Origin of the sequence: Rothia nasimurium (assembly GCF_928381415.1) — a bacterium.
GTDB classification, from domain to species: Bacteria; Actinomycetota; Actinomycetes; order Actinomycetales; family Micrococcaceae; genus Rothia; species Rothia nasimurium_H.
The window spans coordinates 282,478-306,929 of the sequence record NZ_CAKMSF010000002.1; the positions used below are offsets into that span (position 1 = coordinate 282,478).

Annotated in this window: 23 protein-coding genes and 1 riboswitch; of the genes, 9 read left to right on the top strand and 14 right to left on the bottom strand. The window is 59.1% G+C overall.

The window, feature by feature from the left end:
* Positions 1-132 precede the first annotated feature (132 nt).
* From L7A20_RS12070 to L7A20_RS03165, 4 genes are all read left to right on the top strand, one after another.
* Positions 133-426, top strand: a complete 294-nt coding sequence (locus tag L7A20_RS12070) for an IS3 family transposase (RefSeq protein WP_423816784.1) — start codon at positions 133-135, stop codon at positions 424-426.
* 19 nt (positions 427-445) lie between these two features.
* A complete protein-coding gene (locus L7A20_RS12075) occupies positions 446-610 on the top strand; it encodes an IS3 family transposase (protein ID WP_423816786.1) in 165 nt (54 codons plus the stop codon).
* 437 nt (positions 611-1,047) lie between these two features.
* Positions 1,048-2,265, top strand: a complete 1,218-nt coding sequence (locus tag L7A20_RS03160) for a sensor histidine kinase (protein ID WP_237207555.1) — start codon at positions 1,048-1,050, stop codon at positions 2,263-2,265.
* Positions 2,266-2,323: 58 nt separating this feature from the next.
* A complete protein-coding gene (locus L7A20_RS03165) occupies positions 2,324-2,986 on the top strand; it encodes a response regulator (RefSeq protein WP_237207554.1) in 663 nt (220 codons plus the stop codon).
* Between the two features lie 356 nt (positions 2,987-3,342).
* Here the strand turns inward: L7A20_RS03165 and L7A20_RS03170 are convergent, their stop codons facing one another.
* From L7A20_RS03170 to L7A20_RS03195, 6 genes are all read right to left on the bottom strand, one after another.
* Positions 3,343-3,480 carry a hypothetical protein gene (locus L7A20_RS03170; protein WP_237205675.1) on the bottom strand — a complete coding sequence of 46 codons (138 nt, stop codon included), beginning with the start codon at positions 3,478-3,480 and terminating at the stop codon, positions 3,343-3,345.
* A gap of 66 nt (positions 3,481-3,546) precedes the next feature.
* Positions 3,547-4,452, bottom strand: coding sequence for an ABC transporter permease (locus L7A20_RS03175; protein WP_237222377.1), 906 nt, complete (start codon positions 4,450-4,452; stop codon positions 3,547-3,549).
* An 11-nt stretch (positions 4,453-4,463) separates the two neighbouring features.
* The gene (locus tag L7A20_RS03180; protein WP_237222378.1) at positions 4,464-5,438 is read right to left on the bottom strand and encodes an ABC transporter ATP-binding protein; all 975 of its coding nucleotides are present in this window, start codon (positions 5,436-5,438) and stop codon (positions 4,464-4,466) included.
* A gap of 307 nt (positions 5,439-5,745) precedes the next feature.
* Positions 5,746-6,276: a 2'-5' RNA ligase family protein gene (locus tag L7A20_RS03185; protein ID WP_237222379.1), complete on the bottom strand. Its 531-nt coding sequence runs from the start codon at positions 6,274-6,276 to the stop codon at positions 5,746-5,748.
* Positions 6,277-6,296: 20 nt separating this feature from the next.
* Complete coding sequence (gene trpS / locus L7A20_RS03190; protein ID WP_377126000.1) at positions 6,297-7,364, bottom strand: tryptophan--tRNA ligase; 1,068 nt, start codon at positions 7,362-7,364, stop codon at positions 6,297-6,299.
* 19 nt (positions 7,365-7,383) lie between these two features.
* Entirely contained in the window at positions 7,384-7,836 is a 453-nt protein-coding gene (locus tag L7A20_RS03195; protein ID WP_185173464.1) for a hypothetical protein, read from the bottom strand.
* A gap of 71 nt (positions 7,837-7,907) precedes the next feature.
* Here L7A20_RS03195 and L7A20_RS03200 point away from each other — a divergent pair, with 71 nt between their 5' ends.
* Positions 7,908-8,618: a GntR family transcriptional regulator gene (locus tag L7A20_RS03200; RefSeq protein WP_237222380.1), complete on the top strand. Its 711-nt coding sequence runs from the start codon at positions 7,908-7,910 to the stop codon at positions 8,616-8,618.
* Between the two features lie 83 nt (positions 8,619-8,701).
* Here L7A20_RS03200 and L7A20_RS03205 read toward each other — a convergent pair whose 3' ends face one another.
* From L7A20_RS03205 to L7A20_RS03215, 3 genes are all read right to left on the bottom strand, one after another.
* Positions 8,702-9,580 (bottom strand): bifunctional methylenetetrahydrofolate dehydrogenase/methenyltetrahydrofolate cyclohydrolase, encoded by an 879-nt coding sequence (locus L7A20_RS03205; protein ID WP_237222381.1) that lies wholly within the window; start codon positions 9,578-9,580, stop codon positions 8,702-8,704.
* Between the two features lie 2 nt (positions 9,581-9,582).
* A complete protein-coding gene (gene glyA, locus L7A20_RS03210) occupies positions 9,583-10,866 on the bottom strand; it encodes a serine hydroxymethyltransferase (RefSeq protein WP_237222382.1) in 1,284 nt (427 codons plus the stop codon).
* 249 nt (positions 10,867-11,115) lie between these two features.
* Complete coding sequence (locus tag L7A20_RS03215) at positions 11,116-11,664, bottom strand: TetR/AcrR family transcriptional regulator (protein WP_237196988.1); 549 nt, start codon at positions 11,662-11,664, stop codon at positions 11,116-11,118.
* A gap of 229 nt (positions 11,665-11,893) precedes the next feature.
* Here L7A20_RS03215 and L7A20_RS03220 point away from each other — a divergent pair, with 229 nt between their 5' ends.
* Positions 11,894-13,594: a substrate-binding domain-containing protein gene (locus L7A20_RS03220; RefSeq protein WP_237222383.1), complete on the top strand. Its 1,701-nt coding sequence runs from the start codon at positions 11,894-11,896 to the stop codon at positions 13,592-13,594.
* A gap of 265 nt (positions 13,595-13,859) precedes the next feature.
* Here the strand turns inward: L7A20_RS03220 and purH are convergent, their stop codons facing one another.
* Positions 13,860-15,467, bottom strand: coding sequence for a bifunctional phosphoribosylaminoimidazolecarboxamide formyltransferase/IMP cyclohydrolase (gene purH / locus L7A20_RS03225; protein ID WP_237222384.1), 1,608 nt, complete (start codon positions 15,465-15,467; stop codon positions 13,860-13,862).
* A 127-nt stretch (positions 15,468-15,594) separates the two neighbouring features.
* Complete coding sequence (gene purN / locus L7A20_RS03230; protein WP_237198808.1) at positions 15,595-16,173, bottom strand: phosphoribosylglycinamide formyltransferase; 579 nt, start codon at positions 16,171-16,173, stop codon at positions 15,595-15,597.
* 111 nt (positions 16,174-16,284) lie between these two features.
* On the opposite strand from purN, the gene L7A20_RS03235 reads away from it, so the two are divergent.
* Complete coding sequence (locus L7A20_RS03235) at positions 16,285-16,698, top strand: hypothetical protein (protein WP_237207547.1); 414 nt, start codon at positions 16,285-16,287, stop codon at positions 16,696-16,698.
* Positions 16,699-16,835: 137 nt separating this feature from the next.
* On the opposite strand, the gene L7A20_RS03240 is transcribed toward L7A20_RS03235, so the two are convergent.
* Positions 16,836-18,665: a DUF6350 family protein gene (locus L7A20_RS03240; RefSeq protein WP_237207546.1), complete on the bottom strand. Its 1,830-nt coding sequence runs from the start codon at positions 18,663-18,665 to the stop codon at positions 16,836-16,838.
* A 112-nt stretch (positions 18,666-18,777) separates the two neighbouring features.
* On the opposite strand from L7A20_RS03240, the gene L7A20_RS03245 reads away from it, so the two are divergent.
* On the top strand, positions 18,778-19,551 hold the full coding sequence (locus L7A20_RS03245) for an SDR family NAD(P)-dependent oxidoreductase (RefSeq protein WP_237207545.1): 774 nt from the start codon (positions 18,778-18,780) through the stop codon (positions 19,549-19,551).
* A 235-nt stretch (positions 19,552-19,786) separates the two neighbouring features.
* Here the strand turns inward: L7A20_RS03245 and L7A20_RS03250 are convergent, their stop codons facing one another.
* Both L7A20_RS03250 and L7A20_RS03255 read right to left on the bottom strand, forming a co-directional pair.
* A complete protein-coding gene (locus L7A20_RS03250) occupies positions 19,787-20,218 on the bottom strand; it encodes a plasmid stabilization protein (RefSeq protein WP_237207544.1) in 432 nt (143 codons plus the stop codon).
* The gene (locus L7A20_RS03255; protein WP_237222385.1) at positions 20,215-20,430 is read right to left on the bottom strand and encodes a nuclease PIN; all 216 of its coding nucleotides are present in this window, start codon (positions 20,428-20,430) and stop codon (positions 20,215-20,217) included. The genes L7A20_RS03250 and L7A20_RS03255 overlap by 4 nt, the downstream gene beginning before the upstream one ends.
* 35 nt (positions 20,431-20,465) lie before the next feature.
* A riboswitch (SAM riboswitch) is annotated at positions 20,466-20,593 on the bottom strand.
* Positions 20,594-20,743: 150 nt separating this feature from the next.
* Between L7A20_RS03255 and L7A20_RS03260 the strand changes: the two genes are divergently transcribed.
* Positions 20,744-24,451, top strand: coding sequence for a DEAD/DEAH box helicase (locus tag L7A20_RS03260; protein WP_237222386.1), 3,708 nt, complete (start codon positions 20,744-20,746; stop codon positions 24,449-24,451).
* Position 24,452: the final 1 nt, after the last annotated feature.

Sequence of the window (24,452 nt, forward strand, 5' to 3'; positions counted from 1 at the left end):
CCACCAGCGAGGCTAAAGGCCAAAATCATCGCCGTCCTCAAGTCAGAACACCATCTGAGTAATTTACTTCAAGCAGCAGGTTTGGCCTGATCAACATACTTCTACCACCAGTTACGGCTAAATCATCCTGATGTGTATACTCAGCTGAAGAAAGCCATTATAGCTATCTTTAAGAAAACGAAACGGCGGTATAGTTACCGCCGTGTCCTTGCCGAACTATGCCACCTAGGGTGGAAAGTCAATCACAAGCTCGTCTACAATCTCATGGACCAGATAGGGCTGAAGTACAAGGTCAGGGCAGGTAAAAAGTACAGCTCTTATCAGGGGCAGGTTAGTTGTATCGCTGAAAATCTCTCGAACCGTAACTTCACTCCCAAGGAGCCTAATGCTGTGTGGGTCAGTGATGCCGCTGTCACACAAGGGTAATTGCTATGACAATGGTGTGATGGAGAACTTTTTTGGGCATTTGAATGCTGAGACGTATCACGGGGGCGTTTTTCGGGTGTTGAGGAGTTCTTCACGGCTGTTAATGAGTATGTTTTTGGGGTATAACAATAATCGTTTTCAGGAGCGGCTGAAGGGCCTGGGCTCCGGTGGAGTATCGGGGTAAGCCTTTAGGGTCCTGATTGTCTAGAATTTAACTCAGTTCAATTTTCGGAGGCTAGTTCAGAAGACAAAATCTCTAGACCTTGAACTTAAGTACAACAATAGGTAATCCACTTCTGAACTTTTGTATATACCCTTACGTGAGCCTAATACTCCACAATAGATAGCAGAACAACAGTTTGACTCACACCACCAAGGACTCCGAACCATGAAGAATATCCGTAAGACACTGGCAGTTACCTCCATCGCCGTTGCTCTCACCCTCAGTTTTTCACCTGCGCGGGCTGCTTCTTTGCCGCAGGATATTGATGTTAAAGCTTCCCCCGCCTCAGCATCTAGCATGTCTCCTACTTTCTTTCGTTGGCTTTGCAAGTCAGGGATATGTGACTAACACTCATACGTTCCGAAGTAGCACTGCCCGAGGGGTGATAGCATAAACCCATGACGACAAGCCCCCATAGTGCTTCCAGCAAGAAGTGGTTTCCCCTTGGCCCCTACCTGAGGGGGCTGCTTATCTGCCTGGTATTTATTTTTATTGCGGCCGATTTATCTTCGGGGGTCTACGAAAATACAGATACCCAGAATCGTGTATGGGCTATTGCGATTGCCTATCTACCCGTTTTTATGATGGGCTTTGGGCTCATGCCCGGAATTTATGGCTGGTATTTTTCTCTTGCCAACATCACGGTGCTTTATAACGATTCCAGTTTCGTCTGGGCTGGGTTCTCATCGGCGTCAATTCTGGTGCCTGTGTATTGCGCTTACCTGGCTACAAAACGTCAGGTCGTGGCATTCGGTATTGTCCTGTGTGTTTTTGTTGTGTATCCGGGTTGGGGTTCAAATACATTGGATACTCAGTTCATAACAACGTCATTAGCAGTTTTTTCATACATCACAGGGCTAGTACTCAGAAGGTTCCGGCTTCAGCGGGAAAAAGACCAGCAAAAGATTATCTCTATTCAGGAAGCCCAGCTCCATGCACGGAATGAGGAACGCACCCGCCTTGCCTACGAGTTACACGATATTGTTGCGCATGAAGTCACTATTATCGCCATGCAGGCTCGGCGTGCACAGTTCGCAAAGGACCCAGAAAGCACAGCCGCTATTCTGACTGGAATTGGGGATTCTGCAAGTCAAGCGCTCGAGGATCTTCGCAAGCTAGTGACTGTCCTTAGAGCTGAGAAAAATGACTCGCCTGAAGGCGAGCTGCCCAGTGCTCCTCAGACAGAAGAGAATTTGCTGCTGGGCGACACCTCTCTTTCAGGGGAAACCACATCGGCTCTAGCCCTGACTCACGATTTACATAAAATATCTGATGCCCTAGAAAATGCAGGCTTTACTGTTACGCTGACCGTTGATGGGGATGTAAGCCTTATTCCTTTGGCATCTCGCCAGGCGCTAAGACGTACAGCTCGCGAGATTGGAACAAACATTCTCAAGCATGGCTCCTCTGATGGGCCTGTAAAAATTGACCTTACGGTGGGGCAGCGTAACGTCATGCTATCCTCAGAGAACGTTATCTCTCATAACGAACCCGTTTCTTCATCTTTGACCGGGTTAGAATCAATGAAGGCTAGGTTTCATGGCTTGGGCGGAACATTGTCTTATCAAGATGATGGCGGCGTGTGGAGAATCCAGGTGAGCCTCCCCCCTGCCTAAAACTATGTCCAGGGTTTAGTTGACGCTTTAGCTTGTTGCACGTAGCGAAGGTACATTCATGGTTAAAGTCCTCCTTGTAGATGATGAATCCCTCATTCGTAATATTTTGAAGGATTATCTTTCCTCTGATGAAAGCCTGGAAGTAGTGGGGGAAGCCTCAAATGGCAAGTTGGCGATTTCACAGGCAAGGGCTTTGCAACCAGATGTGATTTTGATGGATATGCAGATGCCTCTGATGGACGGTGTTGAGGCAACCCAGTATATTCACCATTCTTTTCCTGACATAAAAATATTGGGGCTGAGCACCTTTGCCACTGATCGCTATGTTGTTGATCTCTTACGAGCCGGTGCTTCAGGTTATCTGGTGAAGGATTCCCTCCCTGAAGAGGTCACCAGCGCAATTCATACCGTTCACGGCGGTGGCTCCGTGCTATCCCCTGAGGTAACCCGTTATGTGGTGCAGGGGCTTGAACAGTCGGTTCCTACTGAGATTTCCCCCGATGAGGAACTCATGTCTGTTCTTACCGCTAAAGAAATAGAGGTTATTGAGCTTCTCGCACGCGGTTTGAATAATAAAGAGATGGCTGCAGAACTTTTTGTTTCTGAATCAACGATTAAAGCGCGTTTTGTGAAAATTATGGAAAAAATGCAGGTTCGCGACAGAGTTCAGATTCTGGTTAAGGCTATTGAGCACAACCTCATTAACCTAAGAACCTGGTAAATCCATAAACTTACTATTTTTAACAAGGTCAATCCCTAGAACAGCTCCAATCGGGTAGGCCAACTCAGCGAGAGCTGGAGCAAGATTTTCCAGGCTAAGGCTGTCGATGCGGTGTGTATCTAGTAAAGCATCAACGCCCCAACCCGTCACGCTGTACTGCGTCAAAAACCTTGCTAAATTATCGGGTGCCAGACGCGGTCGGCTGAGATTACTGAGAGCAAACTGTTTAACCTGCTCAAATTCGGTCCTACTATAAGTTTCAGGGATACTAATAACTGCCCTTGCTACGTTCTCTAGAACTTCTAATATCTCTCCGCTTTCGCTATTTTCTCCACTACAAGTAAAGTTCTATCGACTTAGAAAAAGAGGGTTACTACCGCATAGCCTACGCCGCCGCCAACCAAGGCCAGCGCCATGCTACGAGTCCAGCGGCCAACCGCTGAGGTACCCTTTGAGGTAGTGGGGTAGGTAGTCTCGTTCTTGTAAGCAGTCATGTTATTTTTCCTTTCAATGGTGATGGGCAAGTAATCCCAGAAGATGAATCGGACAAAAGCCCGGCTTTAAGCCCCGTTGTCTGAGGCAAATGATTGTTGCAGCGAAACCTTAGAGCCGGTTCGTAAAGCGTTGTTGCTGTATACACGGGTTGCCACCCAGAACAGCAGCGGAATAGTTACCCCAGCGATACTGGCAGCGGTCACCATTTCCCAGGTCTGCACGCCGTCCAGACCAAAGCGAATAGGCATCAGGTAGGAAGAGAAAAGCGGGACGAATGACAGCCCCCTAAGCCAAGCCTCTTCAAGATAGGTGGGTGTCAGGTACAGAGTGACCACCAGCAGAACCATCTGCAAAACCGACAGCGGCATCACTGCGGCACTCAGGTCCTCCTGCCGGGAGACCGTTGACGCCAGAATCGTGTTCATGGTTGCGAAGATGATGTAGCCCAGCAAGAACCATACAAGGAACCACAAGAGAGCTGCGCCTACTTCAAGCTCCAGCAGTGACCACCCGTCCACGAGGGTGAAACCCAGCAGACCAGTGCCGCCAATAAGAAGTAGCTGAACCAGCGTTATCGCGCCGATACCAATCATCTTTCCTGCCAACAGAGGTACAACACCGATTTTGGTGAGGAGGATTTCGACAACCCTCGATGACTTCTCTTCAACAACACCAGAGGTCAGGCTCTGGGATGAGTACACAAGAGAGCTGAGCAAAGCACTCACCATCGCTGTAGCAAAGAGCAGGCGGGTATCCAGCTGGAAGCTAGCATCCCCCATTTTCTCCCGCAAGAACCAACCGCCAACACCTGCTCCAATACCCACAGTCAGGGCAAGCAGCCCGGTGGCTAGCAGGATGGTCTTATTCTTGGTGCGGGTAAGAACCTCACGTCGAATGACGATTAACATTTCACGGTAAGCAGTGCTCACTGATTTTTCACCTACTTCATGCTGGGTAGTCTGCTGGGTCATGCCTTTAGCTTTCATCGTGTCTGACCTGCCGATTCAAGCTCTGTCTCACGGGCAGGGGTGATACCGCGGCCCGACGAAATATAATCCTGCGATAGGAGTGCACCCAAGGACTGTTGCACAGGCTCAATACTGCGCAGCCCTCCAAATCGTGTGGCAGTTTCTAGTACGCCCTGGGGAACGGTTGCATCCCGTCCATCAACTGTGATGAAAACTGATGATTGGTTGCTCATCTTGAATTCGATATGGAAGGAAGCGACCAACGATAGTTCGGCAACGAATTCTCCGGCCGGACGATCAAACTTTAGTTCCCACCGGGTCTGATCAGTATCTTGCAGCTCAGAGACAGCACCATCTGCCATCACTCTGCCTCGATCAAGTACGCAGACACGGTCGCATAGGCGCTCAACAAGCTCCAACTGATGCGATGAAAACAGGATGCCCACGCCCTGGGCTGCCTGTTGTTGGATAAGACCAGCCATTGTATCTACAGCTAGGGGGTCAAGCCCCGAGAAGGGTTCATCAAGTACCAGTAGTTCTGGGTTACCAACCAGGGAAACAGCTAGCTGAACTCGCTGCTGGTTACCTAGCGACAAATCTTGGACGAGGGTTTTCTCTCGACCCGATAGGCCCAGTGTAGCGATAAGTTCGTCAGCTTTTTCCTTCGCCTGCCCCAGGGTTTTCCCTTCGAGTAGAGCAAAGTGAACAATCTGATCTTTGACACTCATCTGGGGGTACAGGCCCCGCTCTTCCGGCATATAACCGATTGACCTGCGGTTCTCGGTTGAGATGGGCTTCCCGTCCCAGGTGATATGCCCGCCGGTGGGGTTAAGCATTCCTAGAATGAGTCGCATGGTGGTGGTTTTACCTGCACCGTTACCACCGATGAAACCAACAATTTCACCGCGACGGACGCCGAAATCTACATCCTGCAGCACCTTGTGGTCACCGAAGCTGCGGCTAATCCCGTGGAGTTTGAGACCGTTCATTGCGCACCTCGCTTTTCTTTCTCTTGCGCCTTCACTAAAAACTCTAGTGAGGCGTTAGAGCTTGCCACATATACTTTCGTACAGTTCTGGGGTAGACGATAGTTCATGCATTTGTATGTTCGCTGCCATACCTGCAACAATTGTTGAACAATCTGAGGTGGTCTCGTCCGGGTTCGTTTTCTTTTACTGTCGCTACCATAAGGGAGGTGTATGCACTTGGTACCCCTTCCCTCCCCATGGGCAAATGCTTCGACGCAGTGGTGGGATCGGAGGCTAGTTCAACGACACGAAGAAGCAGGGCCTTTTGCTATAGATTTACTGTTCCTAGCTGCTGCCAGCTGCCTGCGCTGAATCGGTAGACAGTCAACCGGTTCACGGTGAAATGGGCAAGCGCGGGTGGTAGGGTCGCAAAATCGCGTAAGGACGCCGCCAGGGCGGGGGCCGGGGCATGGTTGGCTAGGGTGAGGTGCGGCTCGTAGGGAAAAGGTGACACGGACTCCCCTACCGCATTCTGGCAGGCTGTATGAATCAGGGTGAGCCTATCTGCCCCGGCAACAACGGGGAGGTAGGTTACAGGGGTAACCGGCTCAAAGGTAGCAGCTGGGCCCAGATCCACCTGCACGGGGCCGATGCCGGCCACCACCTGCTCAATGGAGCGCAGGGGGTCGCCGCCGGCGTCCTCACTAATGAGAATCGTAATGTGGCAGCTTTCTGCAACGGAGCCTACGAGGCCCTGGCTCGCCCGCCAGCTGACCAGGCACGCAGACACCACCGCAGGTACCTCAGCAACAATGCTGAGGTACCTGCGGTCGGGGTCTATGGTAGGTGAAGAAGCCACCAGGTTAGATCGTCTAACTCTTAGAGAGCGGGCAGGAAGCCTACCGCGTCATACACGTTCTTCACGGTCACAGAGGCAATCTCACGGGCCTTACCGGCACCGATAGCCAGCAGGCGGTCGAGCTCAGCGGGGTCGTCCATGAGTTCCAGGGCGCGCTCACGAATGGGCGACAGCTCTTCAACCACAATCTCAGCCAGGTCAACCTTGAGGTGGCCGTACATCTTGCCCTCGTATTCAGCGACAATGTCGTCAATGGCCTTGCCCGTCACTGCCGAGTAGATGGACAGCAGGTTAGAAACACCGGGCTTATTCTCGCGGTCATAGGTAATCTCGCTACCGGCGTCGGTGACTGCGCCCTTAATCTTCTTGGCGGTCTTCTTGGGGTCGTCCAGCAGCCAGATAATGCCCTTATCGGTGGTTGCTGACTTGCTCATCTTGGAATCCGGGGTCTGCAGATCGTAAATCTTGGCAGTCTCTTTGAGAATAACCGGCTCAGGCACCACAAAGGTGTCGCCAAAGCGGGAGTTGAAGCGCTGGGCCAGGTTGCGGGTCAGTTCCAGGTGCTGGCGCTGGTCCTCACCCACCGGCACCACGTCGGCCTGGTAGAGCAGGATGTCTGCTGCCATGAGGACGGGGTAGGTGAAGAGCCCCACCGAGGCGTTATCGGTACCCTGCTTAGCTGCCTTGTCCTTGAACTGGGTCATACGGGCAGCTTCACCGTAGCCGGTAATGCAGTTGAGCACCCAGGCCAGCTGGGCATGCTCGGGCACATGCGACTGCACGAAGAGCGGGGTTTTCTCGGGGTCGATACCGGCTGCGATGTACTGGGCTGCGGTCTTGCGGGTGCGCTCCAGCAGAACCGCAGGGTCCTGGGGCACGGTAATCGAGTGCATATCGGGAATGAAGTAGAGGCACTCATGGTCTTTCTGCAGGTCAACCCAGTTATTGACCGCACCGATGTAGTTACCCAGGTGCATGGAATCCGCGGACGGCTGGGCGCCCGAGAAAGCGCGCGGCGCACCGGTTGCCGCGTTGGGAATCTTAGCCTTGATGTTTTCTTCGGGGGTGGTCTGCTGTGACTTGCTCACGGGGCGTCCTTCGCTGTGTTTAGGCCCCTTCACGGGCCAGTTCCATACCGTTCTTAGCGGTGAAGTTAATGGTGTCGATAGCGCGATCAATCATGTCGCGGGAGTTTTCGTCGTTGACCTCAAGCTGCTCGGCAATCACCTTTGACTGCACCAGGCAAATCTGGAAAGAGTGAGCGAGCTTCTCGGTGTGCACATCAGACTCGTACTCAGCGCGCTTCACGGCGTGCTCCTCGTAGGCCTTGCGCTGGGCGACCAGGGTACGGTTGACGTTCACTAGAAGGTAGGCTGCGATACCCAGCCAGGCTGCGATAATACCGGCCAGAATCCAACCCAGCACCGACTCTTCGCGGGCTGACTGGACGATAGCCCAGGCCAGCAAGGCAACGAGAATTGCCATGCCGATGCCCGCCCCAATGAGGACGACCTTAGTGTTCTGCTCTTGTGCTGTTTTTTCTGAACCGTTCGACTGCATGACCTCTATTATGTCAAAGGAAGCCAGGCCGCGCTGAATCGCAGGCCCAACTTAAGCGTAAAGTGGGGTACATGATGCCCTCATCACGTGAAACGAAGTACCATCAGGTCGCCAGGCTCATCGAAGAGCGCTATATCTGCCCGGCCGATGAGAACATGCCCCTGCCCACAGAACGGCAGCTGCAGGATATCTTCTCCGTCTCACGCGACACCGTCCGCCGGGCCCTACGGGAACTAGCTGACGCCGGTCTTATCTACCATGTGCAGGGGTCAGGCACCTACGTTGCCCCGCGCAAGCACCCGATGCGGACGCCGTCCTTGCGCTCTTTCACAGACGACATGGCCGCGCGCGGCCACCGCCCCCACTCCCTCACCCTCACCTGCCACCTCATCGAGGCGCCGCTGGCGGTTCAGCGCGATTTGAATCTGGACGCCGGTGCCAAGGTGATCCAGATTCAGCGGCTGCGGCAGGCGGACGGCTCCCCTATCGCTCTTGAAACCGCCTACTTCCTGCCCGAGGCCTTCTCCCATGTGGAGCCCGAGCTGTCTGCCTCGCTCGATGCCCAGATGCGGGCGTCCGGCTTCCAGGTAGAAACCGCAACCGTGCGAGTGGTAGCGACCAACCTGACCCAGGCAGAAGCAGCCCAGCTGGGGGTTCCCCTCGGGGCGGCCGCCTTACGCGTTGAAAAAGTGGGCTACACCGTGCGCGGCCTGCCCGTAGAAAGCACCCAGACCCTCTACCGGGGCGACCGCTACGACTTTGAGATAAAGGTCAAGAGGTAGTTCTTTTTCCGTGAGTGCATACGAGAATCGCCGAGTGCATACGCTCTTGGTAGACACTCGGCGATTCTCGTGGACACTTAGGCTTAGGCGGCCTGGCGTTCTGCGGTTTCTACCACGTTGACCAGCAGCATAGCGCGGGTCATGGGGCCCACGCCGCCGGGGTTGGGTGAGTACCAGCTGGCCTTAGCTGCGGCCTCGGGTGAGATGTCGCCGGTCAGCTTCTTCTTGCCGGTCTCGGGGTCCTCGATACGGGAGACACCAACATCGAGCAGGATAGCGCCGTCCTTGACCTGATCAGCCTTCACAGCATGAGCAACGCCCACGGCAGCCACGATGATATCGGCATCACGCAGGGCTGCGCTGACGTCCTCGGTGCCGGTGTGCACCAGGGTAGCGGTGGAGTTGACGTCCTTGCGGGTCAGCAGCAGGCCCAGGGGGCGGCCTACGGTAATACCGCGGCCCAGCACAGCGACCTTCTTACCCTTCCACGAAATACCGTGGCGTTCCACCAGCTCAATCACACCGTTAGGGGTGCAGGGCAGGGGCGAGTTCAGGGGTTCACCCACGTTGAGAACGAGGCGACCCAGGTTCATGGGGTGCAGGCCGTCGGCGTCCTTCTCGGGGGCAATCTTCTCAAGAACGCGATTGGTATCGATGTGCTTGGGCAGGGGCAGCTGAACGATGTAGCCGGTGCAGGCCGGGTCGTTATTCAGCTTTTCGAGCTCAGCTTCAAGCTCTTCCTGGCTGATGGTCTCGGGCAGCTCCACCTTGATGGAGGCAATGCCGACCTCGGCGCAGTCGCGGTGCTTACCGCCCACGTAGGAGCGGGAGGCCGGGTCATCGCCCACCAGCACGGTCGCCAGACCGGAGGTAACACCCTTTTCTTTCAAGGTAGCTACGCGCTCGGCGAGTTCGCTCTTAATCTGGGCAGCGGTAGCGGTGCCGTCAAGAATCTGCGGCATGTTTACCACTCCTCGATACCGGAGTAGAGGGGGAACTTCTCGCACAGGGCGGTGACGCGCTCGCGCTGGGCTGCAACGTCGACGCCGGGCTTAAGGGTTTCGGCGATGATGTCGGCGACCTCGGTGAAGGCTTCAGCATCGAAGCCGCGGGTTGCCAGGGCGGGGGTACCGATGCGCAGGCCGGAGGTAACCATGGGCGGACGGGGGTCGTTGGGCACTGCGTTACGGTTGACGGTGATACCGGCTTCGTGCAGCAGGTCTTCTGCCTCACGGCCGTTGATTTCGGCGTCGCGCAGGTCAACCAGGACCAAGTGAACGTCGGTGCCGCCGGAGATGACCTTAACGCCGGCCTCTGCCATGTCGGCCTGGTTCAGGCGGTCAGCCAGAATCTTGGCGCCTTCGAGGGTGCGGGCCTGGCGGTCCTTGAACATGTCGGAAGCAGCAATCTTGAAGGCGGTGGCCTTACCGGCGATAGCGTGCATGAGGGGGCCGCCCTGCTGGCCGGGGAAGACAGCCGAGTCGATCTTCTTCTTCAGGTCTTCAACACACATGATGAAGCCGGAGCGGGGGCCTGCCAGGGTCTTGTGGACGGTGGAGGACACCACGTGGGCGTGGGGGACGGGGTTGGGGTGCAGGCCAGCAGCGACCAGGCCGGCGAAGTGGGCCATATCGACCCAGAGGTAGGCACCGATTTCGTCGGCGATAGCGCGGAAGGCAGCGAAATCCAGCTGACGGGTGTAGGCCGACCAACCGGCAATAATGACCTTGGGCTTCTCAGCCAGGGCCAGTTCGCGGACCTCGTCCATGTTCACGCGGCCGGTTTCTTCGTCCACGCCGTAGGCAACAACCTCGTAGAGCTTGCCCGAGACGTTGAGCTTCATACCGTGGGTCAGGTGACCACCGTGGGCCAGGGACAGGCCCATAATCTTGTCACCGGGAGTCAGCAGGGCGTGCATGACGGCGTTGTTGGCCTGGGCGCCAGAGTGGGGCTGCACGTTGGCGTGGTCAGCACCGAAGAGGGCCTTGGCGCGGTCGGTAGCAAGCTGCTCCACCACGTCAACAAATTCGCAGCCGCCGTAGTAGCGGCGGCCGGGGTAGCCTTCGGCGTACTTGTTAGTCAGAACAGAACCCTGAGCTTCAAGCACAGCGCGGGGGGCGAAGTTCTCTGAAGCAATCATTTCGAGGGTGTTCTGCTGGCGTTCCTGCTCGTGCTGAATGGCTTCAGCGACCTCGGGGTCTACCTCGGCCAGGGGCAGGTTGGTGACGTTGGGTGAAAGGTTGGTCATGCCACTTCCTTGAGTATGGTGGATCAGTTTCTTCTGCTGTCTGTACGAGGGGATACAGAAGATCACGTGATGCTTTAACCGAGCGGCGCGTGTGAGCGCACTCTACTTTTAAGTGTATGTGACCTAGCTAGCGAGAGCCCGCTACCCCGACAGATTTGAGACAATTTTCAGGTTTTTACCCACCCCTGCTTTTAAGCTGCGCGGACGCCGGTGAGCTGCTCACCGGCGTCCGCGTAGGAAAGGGGGAGGCTAGGCCTGCCGCAAAATAGTGCGGGCAAATTCGAAGTAGCTTTCGGCGTCAAAGTCGCGTACAGTGCTGGCCTGCACCACAAAGCCGGTCAGCACAGACAGGACCGCCGAGCCCAGCATCTGTAACCAGGTTTCTAGCTCCGAGGGGGAAAAATCTAGTTCTGTCGCAGCCCAGGCCCGGTAGCTCGCCACCACGCGGGAACGCAAGAGGCCCAGCTGTTCATCAACAACCTCAGCGACCTCAGGTACCGTCACGGCCTCTCCCCAGGTAATCGCCAAAAACCGCGTCAGCTGCTCATCGGCCTGCAAGGTCACCAGGCAGCGTTCCACAAACTCCCAGGGTAGTTCATCGCTGCGCACCTCAAACTGAGAGAGATCTACCCGGGCAGCCGCAGCCATAATCTCTGTTTTCCCCGAGAAATGGTTATAAATCGCCCCTGCAGATAAGCCCGAGGCAGCAATCACCTCGCTCATCGACGCCTGCTGATACCCCTTCTGCATAAAAACAGCACGGGCAGCCGCAACAAGCTCGGCACGACGGGAACGCATATACTCTTCACTGACTTTCGGCACCCTCCCATTTTAAAGCACAGCAGCCCACCACCACCGTCCTATAAACCCCGCCATCAGCACCCCATTCTTGCTACACTAAAGGGCGAACCAGCGGCGCTACCCAGCAGTAGTTAGCCGCGCATGCGAGTGCCTCATCAGTCGCACCTGCTGAGGGACCCCCACTCGCACACCCCACCGCACAGCATTAGGGAAGAGGCACCGTCACATGGCGAATAACGCCAAGTCACGCCGTCAAGAGCGTATTGAAAAGCAGAAGAAGAACAGCCGTAAGTGGATTGCAACCGGCGCTGCAGCCGTGATTTTGCTCTGCGGCGGCGCTATTGCGTACACCAATATCACCGGTGATAAGCAGCCCTCCACCACCAGCGGCCAGACCGTTCCGGCGGCCTGCTCAACCACCCAGGCCGTCACCGTAGCCACCACCGAGCCTATGGCAGCAGCGCTGAAGGCTATGCCCGTGGACGAGGACACCTGCATCACCCTCGACATCACCACCGATAAGACCGCCAGTGATGTGCTCACCGAGTCAACCAGCGGTACGGCAACCACCAACCTCTGGATTCCTGACTCCACCACCCGCGCCGAGCTGGCCATGAGCGAAGCTAACACCGGTCTGACTCCCCTCGCGGAGTCCCTTGCCCAGACCCCCGGCGTCATCGTGTCAGAAGATAACACCAGCTACGGCACCTGGCTCGAAGCCCTCAAGGCTGAAAACACCGTCAGCATGGGTGACCCCAAGGAAGACCCCGGAGCTTTCGCTGCCCTGCTCGGCGGTATCTCTGAGGCATCAGCCGGTACCGTCAGCGTCGAGGACCTCACCGGCGGCACCGCCCTGCGTGCCCAGAGCATCGGTGTAACCGAGGCTGCCCAGAGCGCCACCGAGCTGCTGACCGATGTGGATAATGGCACCAAGGACGCCGCAATCGTCACCGAGGCTGACTACGCAGCCTATGCCTCAGCCCACGCAGATTCCGGGCTGACCGCAACTGTGCCCGGCGACGGCTCTTTTGCCCTCAACTACCCCCTCTACCAGGCGTCCTCCAGCAATAACACCACTATCGATGAGGCTGCCCAGCAAATCATCGACTTCATGGGTAGCGAGGACGGCAAGCAGGCCCTGGCAGCTGCTGGCTTGCGCGCAGCGGACGGCCAGGAGCTAGAAGGCGAATACAGCGTCGGTAGCTTTGCGGAGCTGACTCCCAGCAACCAGGATGTACTCACCCAGGTTTGGACCTCTTACTCTCTGCAGTCTGCGCCGCTGAACGCTCTGGTGGTGCTCGATGCGTCAGGTTCTATGCTGCTGCCGGTAGAAGGTACCGATAAGTCCCGCATGGATATCACCGTTGAATCTGTGCTAGCTGGCTCCCAGCTCTTCCCTGCCCGTGACTCTATGGGTCTGTGGAAGTTCTCTCGTGACCTCACTCTGCCCGACGGTTCTGTTTCTGATTACCAGGAGCTGGTACCCGTGCGTGGCTTTGAAGAAACTGTAGACGGTAAGACCCAGCGGGTGCTCCTACAGGAGGCTGGCTCGGGTATTGCCGCGACCATTGACCCCAACGGCTTCACCGCCCTTTATGACACCACCCTGGCTGCCTTCCGCTCCGCTAAGGAGAACTACGCCTACGGTTCGGTAAATGCCGTGATTGTACTGACCGACGGTGAAAACTTTGATGATGGTTCAATTAGCCAGGAAGAACTGATTTCTACCATTCAGGCGGAGCAGGACCCGGCTAACCCGGTCTTCATCATCATGATTGGTGTCTCTGAGGACGCGGATATGAACGCCCTGACCACCATCGCCCAGAGCGTCGGTGGCGAGGCCCATATGGCTTCCTCCCCCACCGATGTGCAGCGCATCTTCGCTGAAGCCCTCACCGGCATCTCGGACGCAGCTGCGCAGCAGTAGGGTTCTTCACATAACACGATAAAAGTCCGCCCCTCCGTACGTGGAGGGGCGGACTTTTTACTGCGAATTACTAGTTCTACCAGAGGCGGAGCGAATATACCGGAGCCAGCTGGCTGGGGCTGGCGTGATGAAGTGCTCGGGTGCGAGCAAGCGAGCACATAAGAGAGCACGGAATCAGCCGAGTTTACGAGGCTGGGCGAGCGCCCAGCGCGAGCCCAAGAGGGTCAGCTGGCGAAGGTATATTCGCTCCGTCGTGCTGATGAGCCTAGTGGAAGAAGTGACGGCTTCCGGTGAAGTACATGGTCACTCCCGCTTCCTTGGCTGCAGCGATGACTTCTTCATCGCGGATGGAGCCGCCAGGCTGCACGACTGCGCGGACGCCGGCGTCCAGGAGTACCTGGAGGCCGTCGGCGAAGGGGAAGAAGGCGTCTGAGGCTGCGACGGAGCCGCGGGCGCGTTCTGCACCTTCTGCAAGGGTGTTGGCGCGTTCGACGGAGAGGCGGCAGGAGTCTACGCGGTTGACCTGGCCCATGCCGATGCCGACGGCGGCTCCGTCGTTGGCGAGCAGGATGGCGTTGGACTTGGCGGCGCGTAGGGCCTTCCAGGCGAATTCAAGGTCGGCCAGGGTGGCTTCGTCGGCGGCGTCACCGGCGACGAGCTGCCAGTTTTCGACCTTGTCACCGTCGGCGTGCAGGCGGTCGGCGTCCTGGAAGAGGGCACCGCCGGATACCTGACGGTATTCGATAGCATCGCGGGCAAAACCTTCGGGCAGCTGGAGAATACGCAGGTTCTTCTTGGTCTGCAGGATTTCCAGGGCTTCGGGGGCGTAGGAGGGGGCGATGATGACTTCGGTGAAGATGCCCTTGACGGTTTCTGCCATGGCTGCGGTGACTTCGCGGTTGGCTGCGATGACGCCGCCGTAGGCTGAGAGGGGGTCGCAGGCGTGGGCCTTGGCGTGGGCGTCGGCGATGGGGTCGGCTGCGTCTGCTGCGCCGATGGCGATGCCGCAGGGGTTGTTGTGCTTGATGATGGCGACGGCAGGTTCGTCGAAATCGTAGGCGGCGCGTAGGGCGGCGTCACCGTCGACGTAGTTGTTGTAGCTCATGGCCTTGCCGCCGAGCAGTTCTGCCTGGGCGATGCCGGGGGTTGCAGCGGGGTCGACGTAGAGGGCGCCTGCCTGGTGGGGGTTTTCGCCGTAGCGCAGGGATTCGGAGCGTTCGAAGGCGAGTCCGGCGAAGGGGGGCCAGTAGTTGGCGTCTTCGTCCTGTTCGAACTGGGCTGCGGTCCAGGTGGCAACGGCGGTGTCGTAGGCGGCAGTGTGGGCGAAGGCGGCGGACGCCAGGCGGCGGCGTTCTGCCAGGTTGAAGCCACCTGCCTTGGCGGCTTCAACGACCTGGCCGTACTTGGCGGGGTCGACGACGATAGCGACGGCGTCGTGGTTCTTGGCTGCTGCGCGCACCATGGAGGGGCCGCCGATGTCGATTTTTTCGATGATGGCGTCCTGGTCTGCGCCGGAGGCTACGGTCTCAACGAAGGGGTAAAGGTTGACGACGACCAGGTCGAAGGCCTCGATTCCCATGTCTTTGAGGGTGTCGATGTGTTCCTGCTTGCGGCGGTCTGCCAGGATGCCGGCATGGACGCGGGGGTGCAGGGTTTTGACGCGGCCTTCGAGGCATTCGGGGAAGCCGGTGATGTCGGAGACTTCGGTGACGGGGACGCCGGCTGCGGCGATGGTGGAGGCGGTTGAACCGGTGGAGACGATAGCGACGCCGGCTTCGTGCAGGCCCTTTGCTAGGTCTTCGAGGCCGGTCTTGTCGTAGACAGAGATGAGGGCACGCTTGAGCGGTACGCGGTCGAGCTCAATGAGACTCACAGATTAACTCCGTTTCTTTTGCTGCCGGGTTGGGCCGGGTCAGCAGGTGGTTACGTGGGTGTGAGTCGTTTTGGTAAGGAGCCCCGACCCTAGGCCCAGCCCCGTGGTGCGGGGCTAAACTTGTGGGTTAGGCTGGTTCGCCGTTGAGGTCTTGGGCCAGGCGGGCGATGGTTTCTACCAGGAGCACTCGCTCTTTGACCTTGATGCGCTCGTGCAGGGTTTCTTCGGTGTCGTCATCGAGGACGTCGACGGCGGCTTGGGCCAGGATGGGGCCGGTATCGACGCCGGAGTCGACCAGGTGCACGGTGAGCCCGGTGACTTTGACCCCGTGGGCAAGGGCGTCGCGCACGCCGTGGGCTCCTGGGAAGGACGGCAGCAGGGCGGGGTGGGTGTTGATGATGCGGTTTTTGAAGCGGTCAACGAGCTGGGCGTCGACGATGCGCATGAAGCCTGCGAAGATGATGTAGTCGGCGCCGTAGCTGGCAATTTTTTCTTCCAGGGCGCGGTTCCAGGCTTCGCGGGTGTCGTAGCTGGAAGGTTCTACGAGGAAGGTCTCGATTCCGGCTGCTTCTGCTCGTTCGATTCCCAGGCAGGGCTTGTCGGCACCAACAGCCAGGACCGTGGCGTTCAGGTCGCCGGCTGCTACGGAGTCAAGGATGGACTGTAAATTTGTGCCCGATCCGGACACCATCACCACAATGCGCATACAGAAAAGTTTATCGCATGCGAGCGCCAACACACTGCCGCGTTTTCATGCTGAGACGCCGGTAGTTTGCGCTGTGCGAGGCGGGTGGCAGGGCGCGGTAAGGTGGTAGGTATGTCTGACACTGTGCGTCCTTCCACTCAGCTGCCCTCTGACCGTGTGCTTGAGAATATCAAGGTGTGGTCCCGCCTGTCGTTTTTGGCGATGGTTGCTACGGTGGCTAGCACCTCGTACCCGGGCTGGTTTGCCGCGGTAACAGCGACCCTGGCGGTGCTGACCTTCACTCTTGCCACGGTGACCCTGGTGAAAATGGTGGGGGCTAAGTTTCCCGCTTTTTCGGTAGTGCTCATGGTCATGGTGATGCTCTGGTCGCTCTTTTTGGGCTTCGCCGCGCTGGTTCAGCTGATTTTTGTGGACGCCACCATCGCCTACGCGGAGTGCCTGCAGCAGGCTGTGACCCTGAGCCGCCAGCAGCAGTGCACCTCGCAAATGAGCGACGGCCTGCTGCAGCAGCTCATGGGGCAGTAGGTCTTGAGCAGTTACCGCAAAGGTGGCCCAGACTCACGCTCGCTGCCGACCCTCTCGCCCGGTTCACTATCGCTCACAAGGGCGATTCACGCCAGCCCCGAGCCAGCAGCTTCGCTGCGAGTCTGGGCCACCTCTTACTAATCTTCAGTGTCCTTGCCCGTACCTTCTGCCAGCTCTTCAAGGCGTTTTTGGCGGCGGGCACGCAGGGACTTAGGACGCTTCACCACGGGCCGGAAGGGCACAGCGGGTTCTTCAGTTTCAGTCTCGGGTGTAGCCTCTGCTTCTGCTTCGCTAGATGCGGGTTCTTCAGCTTCGTTTTCAGGCGCTACTTCCTCAGTCTCAGGAGCAGCTTCATCGCTCTCGGCCGGCTCGTCGCTCTCGGCCGGCTGGGTCTGCTCACGGTCAGCCATGATGCGGGCCAGCGCCAGCGCAGCGGCGCCCTTCTCACTGGAGGCCGCAACCGACCCACCCTCTGCGGGGGTCTTGCCACCCGCGTCCTGATTCTCTAGCTCACCCGGTTCTACGTCTACCTGCTCGGTGGCATCCGGCTGGGCGGCGTCCGACTGGTCAGACCCCGCCTTTTCTGCCTTGCGCTGGGCGCGGGCCGCTGCCTTCTGGGCTTTTGCCTCGGCGCGGGCGGCACGCTTCTGTTCGCGGGTGGGCTTGGCCTGGGCAAAGCGCTCTAGTTCACCGGAGGTGTCGCGCACCAGCAGGTGGGCAAGGCCCAGCCCCAGCATGGTACCGGCCGCCAGCAGCACGGCAGAGAAGGCCCCAAAGGTGAGGGGGTGCGGGCCGATCGCCGTGAAGCGTCCCAGCCCCAGCGACCCGTTAGCGGCCCAGCCCAGCAGGGTGGTCAGAAGGAAGGTCGGCAGCAGGGTCAGGACGGCAAGCCCCAGGGTAGAGAGGGGCCAGGACAGCCAGCGGAACCGAATCTTGAGGGAAAGCCACTCGTCAAAGTGGTTTTCGCCTTCGCGGAAGAACCACCAGCCGCCCAGGGCACCGGCGGCTAGGGGCACGGCAAGAGCCAGGTAGCCCCAGGGTTCGGACGCGTGCGGCAGTGCCCCCAGCACCGGCAGGGAGGGCATGACCCCCACGTTGGTGCCGGTCAGGTCAACGGAGGTGCCGGTGCCCAGGGCAAAGCCCGCGCCGGAGCTCCACGCCATGGAGTAGACCACCAGGTTCACGAGCAAACCCAGCTGCAGCAGGGTTAGGGCTAGGCCGCCGACGGCACCAGCGTGCAGGGTCTGATAAAGGGAGACGACGTCGTCCCAGTGCCAGAAGAGGGTGACCACCAGCAGCAGGGCGCCACCGGCCACAAAGGCCAGTACGCTCACCAGGGCCGCCCTCAGCAGGGCCCAGACGTAGGAGCCTGCCCAGCGGGAATACTGGCTGAATTTCTTCACCCAGTCGGCCGCGTTCACACCGATCATGGCGGCTAGCGAGCGCGATTCGGCGTACCCGCCCAAGATAATGCCCAGGGCAGCTACCCAGAGGGGTATCAGGGCAGCAAGGACGGGTGAGGTGGAGAAGAAGTCGTTAGTGGACAGCAGGCTCACCCCTGCGCCCACCACGGCGTAGGCGAGAAGACCACCGGCCAGGGGCTGCCAGAACTGGCCCTCGTAGCTGGCGCGGGCCAGGCGGCGACCGGAGCGGTAGCAGAGGGCTAGGGGGATCAGGGTGAGGCCCAGGGGTACCAGGCTCATGGTTCCGGTCACCGCCGAGAAGACCCCCTGCTCGGGGATATTCATGTTCAGGGGCACACCGTGAACCAGCAGCCACAAGTGCCCGGCCACAGAGACAGCACCGGCTAGGGTACCGCTGCTGTTGAAGCCGTTGGTGTACCAGACCGCCACCAGGAGCAGGACGACGGTGAGGTAGGAGGCCAGCGCCACGAGGGCAAGTTCAACTGAGCCCTGCAGCCACAGGGGCATAGGGAGGGAATGTTTGGGGTGAGCGGTGGTATTCATCGTCTTTCATCATGTCATGTTTCTCTGTTGTGTGCCTGATGACGCCGGTATACAGGGTAAGAGTGCGGTGAAGATAACCGGGCCAGCTCGCCCCGGCGGTAGAGTGGGAGCCATGAGCAGTGAAACTTCGTATGTGATGATTACCGGTGCTTCAGCAGGTATCGGCTCCGAGTTCGCCCGCCAGTATGCAGAAGCCGGGTACAACCTGGTACTCACCGCCCGGCGGGCCGAGGCTCTAGAAAACCTAGCAGGCCAGCTGCGCGACAGATTCTCGGTGGACGTTGAGGTAATCCCTGCCGATTTGCTGGTGGAGCAGGACGTCGCCCGCCTAGTTGAGCGCCTACAGCAGGTTGAGCACCCTGTTGAGATACTGGTCAATAATGCGGGTTTTGGGCTCGGCAAGAGCTTTGATGCAGCGCCCGTAGAACGCCACCTAGACCAGGTCGATGTGCTGGCCAGGGTTCCGCTCCAGCTCATGCACACGGCGATTGTTGCCATGCTGCCGCGCGGGCGGGGCCGCATTATTAACGTCGCCTCGGTGGCAGCCTTTACCCCCGGCGGCACCTACTCGGCAGTTAAACGTTTCCTGGTGGTGGCCTCAGAATCCGCCCATCTACAGTATTCACACCGGGGTATCCATGTGACAGCCCTATGCCCGGGCCTAACCCGCTCGGAGTTCCACGACGCCATGGGCCAGGGCGAGCCCCGCCTACCAGACTTTTTATGGCTGAGCCCCCAACGGGTCGTTGCCGAAGGTATCGCAGCGGTCACGGCAGGTAAGCCGATCTGTGTGCCGTCCTTACCCTACAAACTAACGGTCGCAGCCGCACGGGTGCTACCCCGCCGGCTGGTGGCAGCTGCGATAGCGAGAACGCGAGACTATTAGATAAGGTTCCGCAGGCTCACAGCGAAGCTGCTGGCTCGGATGAAGTGAGCGGGTGCGAGCGCGCGAGCACGCAAGAGCGAACGGAATCCGCCGTAAGGCGGGGCGTGAGGGTCAGGCTTGCGCCTATTCCGCCCGCAGATTTGTTTCCTCGCGCGCTCGGAATCTGCTGGGCTCCATCGAGCGTGAGCCTGTGGAACCCGTGAGCCTGCAAAACCCTGGAGTAGAGCTATAACGTCTAGTCTTCCCAGGGATCCACCGCCGGGACGCCCCAGGACTTATAAATCTCGGCCTTGCTCGAAATAATCTCAAGCTGGTGGACGGTCGCGGTGGCAGCCATCAGGCCCTCAAGGGCTGCTGTGGCGAGGGGGGCGGGGCGCTGCCCACCCACCAGGTGGAGGTGCTTCTCGGCGTGGCGTCCGGCCCACTCCAGTGATACCTTCGCGTCGACTTCTAGTACGTGGGAGTCGAAGCGGTCCATGAGCTCAGCGAGCCAGCGTTCGGTTTCTGGGTAGGGGTAGAGGCCCTTGAGTTCACCGAGGCTGAGCACCGAGATGTACATGGTGCGGTAGGAGCGGCGGCGCAGGCAGTTCACTACCTGCGGGTGCGGGGTGGCCTTGCGAATCTCGGCAAGGACATCGGAATCGAGAAGCAGACCTACCTGGCTCATGCAGCTTTCAGAACACCGTACTCAGTTGCAGGGATACCGCTGGGGTTGGGGGCCAGCAGGAAGTTGAGGAATTCGCCGCGCTCGTTGGAGATGCGGGTGTAGTCCTGGATGCTCATTGCGGTGTAGCCGCCGCGGGCGGGTACAGAGGCAGCAGAGATGTTCTTCTGAACGGTGATGTGAGGACGGTGGGCGTGAGGTCGAGCGTTTGACATGCCGTCGTTGCGCGTAAAGTGCGCATTCCTTTCGAAACTTGCTCTTGCCTGCACCAAACAGCGCTGATATGCGCGATGCAGACCGCTTCGTCATCCGAGCCACCCGTGAACATGGGGTTGGCGTTCAACCAAAGTCGGAGCTTGACAGTTGAATCTCTTGAAGCTGGTAAAAGCATAACCCGCTCTCAACGCTTCTGTAAACACCGGTCTCAGAAATTTTTCTTTCTGTGACGAACCAGCCCGTGAGCACGGCGGCTAAGGCGGTGCGATACGCTAGAAGACTAGGTATTTGCTCTGTTGTGAAGGTGTGCCTGTGTCTACTTCTTTCCCTGAAATCCCGGTGACAGCCCCCGCCATTATTCGGCAGGTGGGCTCTGGTGCCTACACGCGGGGGCAGCGGTATATGCGGGAGGGTAATGTCATTCGTTACACCTATGACGAGCAGGCGCGGGTGCTGGAGGGGCAGGTGGCTGGCTCTGGTTCTGCTCCCTACACCGCGCGGGTGGCTTTCCCTGCGGAGGTCACCGCGGGCTCCTATGCTTTTTCGGCGACCTGTTCCTGCCCGGTGGCCCATAACTGCAAGCATGCGGTGGCGCTGATGCTGACCGCAATCGACCGTATGGCCAAGGCTAAGCGGGCTATGACGGCGTCCTCAAGTACCTGGAAGACCACAGCGAGCGCCGACGAGAAGGTGCAGGAGATCCTGGAGATGGCCGATACGGTGGGCCTGCAGCGGGCTGCAGATCTGCTGAGGGAACACCGGGGCGAGCAGGCGAGTGCCGGTACCGAGGAGCAGGCGGACGCCGGTGCTCGGGCTGGGCAGTCCCTGCCGGCTTGGCGGCGGTCCCTGGCCCATTCTCTTGCTGCCCGCCCCAGCTACGATAGCCGCAACCACCGGGTGACCGGTGCCCTTGATTTGCGCCTGGTGGTGCCCGGTAAGTACGGGTGGACCAAGAACATCGGGGCGCCCCGCGTATCGCTTGAAGCTCGGCCCCTGATGATGGGTGCCCGCGGCAAGTGGATTAAGGGCGGTTTGAGCTGGGAGAAGTTTTCGGGCTCTGCCGCCGGGTCGGCGGGAACCGGCCTGCTCCCCGAGCACGCGGCCTGGTTCAATGAGTTTTACGCGGTGATTCGGGGCTCCCAGTCCATCTATTCCTCCCACCGCGACTGGGCTTCTATCTCGAATGTGGATTCTTCCCTGCTCTGGCAGATGCTGGAATCTGCTAGCGAGGTGGGTCTGTCTGTCCTCTTAGACGGCAAAGAAACCGGTCTGACTATCGCGAGCGCTCCCCAGGTTGAACTGGCCCTTGAACCGGTACCCGAGCGGGGGTCGTCCGCCGATGCCTTGCGCCTGACTCCCCTGCTCCGCTGGGGGGCCTACACCCTGCCCGCTAGTTTTACCCACAAGCTGGGCAATAACCGGCAGGGCTTTATCGCCCTGGGCGGGGCGGCCCAGGAGGCCTATGTGAAGGCTGCAACCGCAGCCCGCTGGGAGTCCACCCTGCCCTCGGCTCTTGCCCAGGCTGAGGACGTAGCGCCCGCGGACCGCCCCTCCTGGCTCACCGCCGACTCCGAGCTGGTGCTCATTCCCTTAGCTGAGCCGCTGGATGCGGTTGCCGAATCCCTGATATCCGGTGAGCCGGTCACCGTGCCGGCTACCGACGTCCCCGCTTTCTTCGCCGACTACTACCCTGCCCTCACCCGAGCACTGCCCATCTCAACGAGCAGCGAAGATCTTGAGCTGCCTGCCGTCCGTATGCCCACCCTGGTGCTGAGCATTGCCTTCGACGAGCCGGGCCCGCCCTTCACCGCCCACACCGCCTGGCACTGGGAGTACCCGGTCAACCCCACCGGCGACGACAGCGACTTTCTCAGGCTCGATGCCCTGGGCTACCCCGGCGAAGACCGGGCCGATGTGCGCGATACCGCCCACGAGTACCGGGTGCTCAAAGAGGTTAAGAAGATTCGCCCCGGCGTGCCCTTCACCCGCCACTACACCGAGAACTGGGGCACCCGCACCCTGCTCGAAACCTATGTGCCCGACTACGAGCAGATTGAGGGTGTGCGGGTCGATATCAAGGGCCCGAAACCTGAGTTCCGTGAGCTTGACGAAGCCCCCGAAATCATCGTCACGGTGGACGACACCCGCCGCCGCGACTGGTTTGGGCTGGGCGTCGCTATCAAGGTCGGGGACTGGCATGTGGCCTTCTCAGAGGTCGTTGCTGCCCTGGCCAAGGGCCAAACCCACCTGCTCCTGGGCAACGGCCAATACTTTGCCCTTGACCGGCCCGAATTCATGAAATTACAAGAGCTGTTGCGCGAAGCCGCCCAGCTCACCGATAAAACCGGGCCGCTCGAAATCAACCGCCACCAGGTAGGCCTGTGGGAGGAACTCGAAGAGCTCGCCGCCGAAACCCAGACCGTAGCCGCCTGGGACGAGCAGGTTTCAGCCCTACTCAACCTCGATGACCACTCCCCCGCCGAGGTGCCCACCGGCCTACAGGCCACCCTGCGCCCCTACCAGGTGGAGGGCTACCAGTGGCTAGCTTTCCTCTGGGAACACGGCTTAGGCGGCGTACTGGCCGACGACATGGGTCTGGGCAAGACCCTGCAAACCATCGCCCTCTTCCTGCACGCCCAGGAAAAGGGGCAGGACGCCGCCGGGCAGCTGAGCGCAGCACCGCAACCGGATGAGGCAGAAGCCGAGGCGGATGCGTCCGCACCCTTCCTGGTGGTGGCCCCCACATCGGTGGTGCCCAACTGGGTGCGGGAAATCAAACGCTTTGCCCCCTCCTTACGGGTTGTCGGTGTTGAAGAATCGGTGCGGAAGTCTAAGCAGCGCCTGGCCGATACCGTCGCCTCGGCCGACGTGGTAGTGACCAGCTACGCCCTCTTCCGCATCGACGAAGAACACTACTTTGACCTGGGCAGCCAGCAGCCCTTCGAGGGGCTGGTGCTCGATGAAGCCCAGTTCGTCAAAAACGCTAAGACCAAGGCCCACCAGGCTGCCCGCGACCTGCCTGCCCGCGTCAAGATTGCGGTGACCGGCACCCCCATGGAGAACAACCTCATGGAACTGTGGTCCATGTTCTCCATTGCCGCCCCCGGCCTCTTCCCCTCCGCCCGCGCTTTCAAGGACGTCTACGCCACCCCCATTGAATCCGGTGAAGAAACCAAGGCCCTGGGCAGGCTGCGCCGCCGCATCCGTCCGCTCATGAAGCGCCGCACCAAGGAACTGGTGGCCGCCGACCTACCCGAGAAGACCGATATGCGTATCGATGTGCCCCTGGCCCCGGCCCACCGCCGGGCCTACGACACCCACCTGCAGCGCGAGCGCCAGAAGATCCTGGGTCTGCTGGAAGATATCGATAAGAACCGTTTCACCATCTTCCAGTCCCTCACCACCCTGCGCCGTCTGGCCCTCGATGCCACCCTCATTGATGCTGAACGCTACGCCGGGGTGGAGTCTTCTAAGCTGGACTACCTGGAAGAAAACCTGCCCGAGATTATCCACGACGGCCACCGGGCTCTGATTTTCAGCCAGTTCACCGGCTATCTGAAGAAAATCGCGGCAAGGCTCTCGGACCTGGGCATCCCCTATCTTTACCTGGATGGCTCCACCCGCAACCGCGGGGAGCTCCTTGAAGAATTTGAGGCGGGCACCGTCCCTGTCTTCCTCATTTCCCTGAAGGCAGGTGGCTTCGGCCTGAATCTAACCAGCGCCGACTACTGCTTCATCATGGACCCCTGGTGGAACCCGGCTGCCGAACAGCAGGCTGTTGACCGCGTGCACCGTATCGGGCAGACCAAGAACGTCATGGTCTACCGCCTGGTATCGGCGGGCACTATCGAAGAGAAGGTCATGGAACTCAAGGAGTCCAAGGCCGCCCTCTTTGATGCTGTGGTCGATGAAGGGGCCTTCTTTGCCTCCCAGCTCACCGCCGCCCAAATCCGCGACCTGCTGGCTGCCCCCGAACCGGACGCCGGGCAGGGCACCGCCCCAGAGAAGACAGGAGATTAAC

Coding starts and splice junctions, on each gene's coding strand:
- L7A20_RS12075 (WP_423816786.1), top strand. CDS start 446: ATGGAGAACTTTTTTGGGCATTTGAATGCTGAGACGTATCACGGGGGC.
- L7A20_RS03160 (WP_237207555.1), top strand. CDS start 1,048: ATGACGACAAGCCCCCATAGTGCTTCCAGCAAGAAGTGGTTTCCCCTT.
- L7A20_RS03165 (WP_237207554.1), top strand. CDS start 2,324: ATGGTTAAAGTCCTCCTTGTAGATGATGAATCCCTCATTCGTAATATT.
- L7A20_RS03170 (WP_237205675.1), bottom strand. CDS start 3,480: ATGACTGCTTACAAGAACGAGACTACCTACCCCACTACCTCAAAGGGT.
- L7A20_RS03175 (WP_237222377.1), bottom strand. CDS start 4,452: ATGACCCAGCAGACTACCCAGCATGAAGTAGGTGAAAAATCAGTGAGC.
- L7A20_RS03180 (WP_237222378.1), bottom strand. CDS start 5,438: ATGAACGGTCTCAAACTCCACGGGATTAGCCGCAGCTTCGGTGACCAC.
- L7A20_RS03195 (WP_185173464.1), bottom strand. CDS start 7,836: ATGCAGTCGAACGGTTCAGAAAAAACAGCACAAGAGCAGAACACTAAG.
- L7A20_RS03200 (WP_237222380.1), top strand. CDS start 7,908: ATGATGCCCTCATCACGTGAAACGAAGTACCATCAGGTCGCCAGGCTC.
- L7A20_RS03205 (WP_237222381.1), bottom strand. CDS start 9,580: ATGCCGCAGATTCTTGACGGCACCGCTACCGCTGCCCAGATTAAGAGC.
- glyA (WP_237222382.1), bottom strand. CDS start 10,866: ATGACCAACCTTTCACCCAACGTCACCAACCTGCCCCTGGCCGAGGTA.
- L7A20_RS03215 (WP_237196988.1), bottom strand. CDS start 11,664: ATGCGTTCCCGTCGTGCCGAGCTTGTTGCGGCTGCCCGTGCTGTTTTT.
- L7A20_RS03220 (WP_237222383.1), top strand. CDS start 11,894: ATGGCGAATAACGCCAAGTCACGCCGTCAAGAGCGTATTGAAAAGCAG.
- purN (WP_237198808.1), bottom strand. CDS start 16,173: ATGCGCATTGTGGTGATGGTGTCCGGATCGGGCACAAATTTACAGTCC.
- L7A20_RS03235 (WP_237207547.1), top strand. CDS start 16,285: ATGTCTGACACTGTGCGTCCTTCCACTCAGCTGCCCTCTGACCGTGTG.
- L7A20_RS03240 (WP_237207546.1), bottom strand. CDS start 18,665: ATGAATACCACCGCTCACCCCAAACATTCCCTCCCTATGCCCCTGTGG.
- L7A20_RS03245 (WP_237207545.1), top strand. CDS start 18,778: ATGAGCAGTGAAACTTCGTATGTGATGATTACCGGTGCTTCAGCAGGT.
- L7A20_RS03250 (WP_237207544.1), bottom strand. CDS start 20,218: ATGAGCCAGGTAGGTCTGCTTCTCGATTCCGATGTCCTTGCCGAGATT.
- L7A20_RS03255 (WP_237222385.1), bottom strand. CDS start 20,430: ATGTCAAACGCTCGACCTCACGCCCACCGTCCTCACATCACCGTTCAG.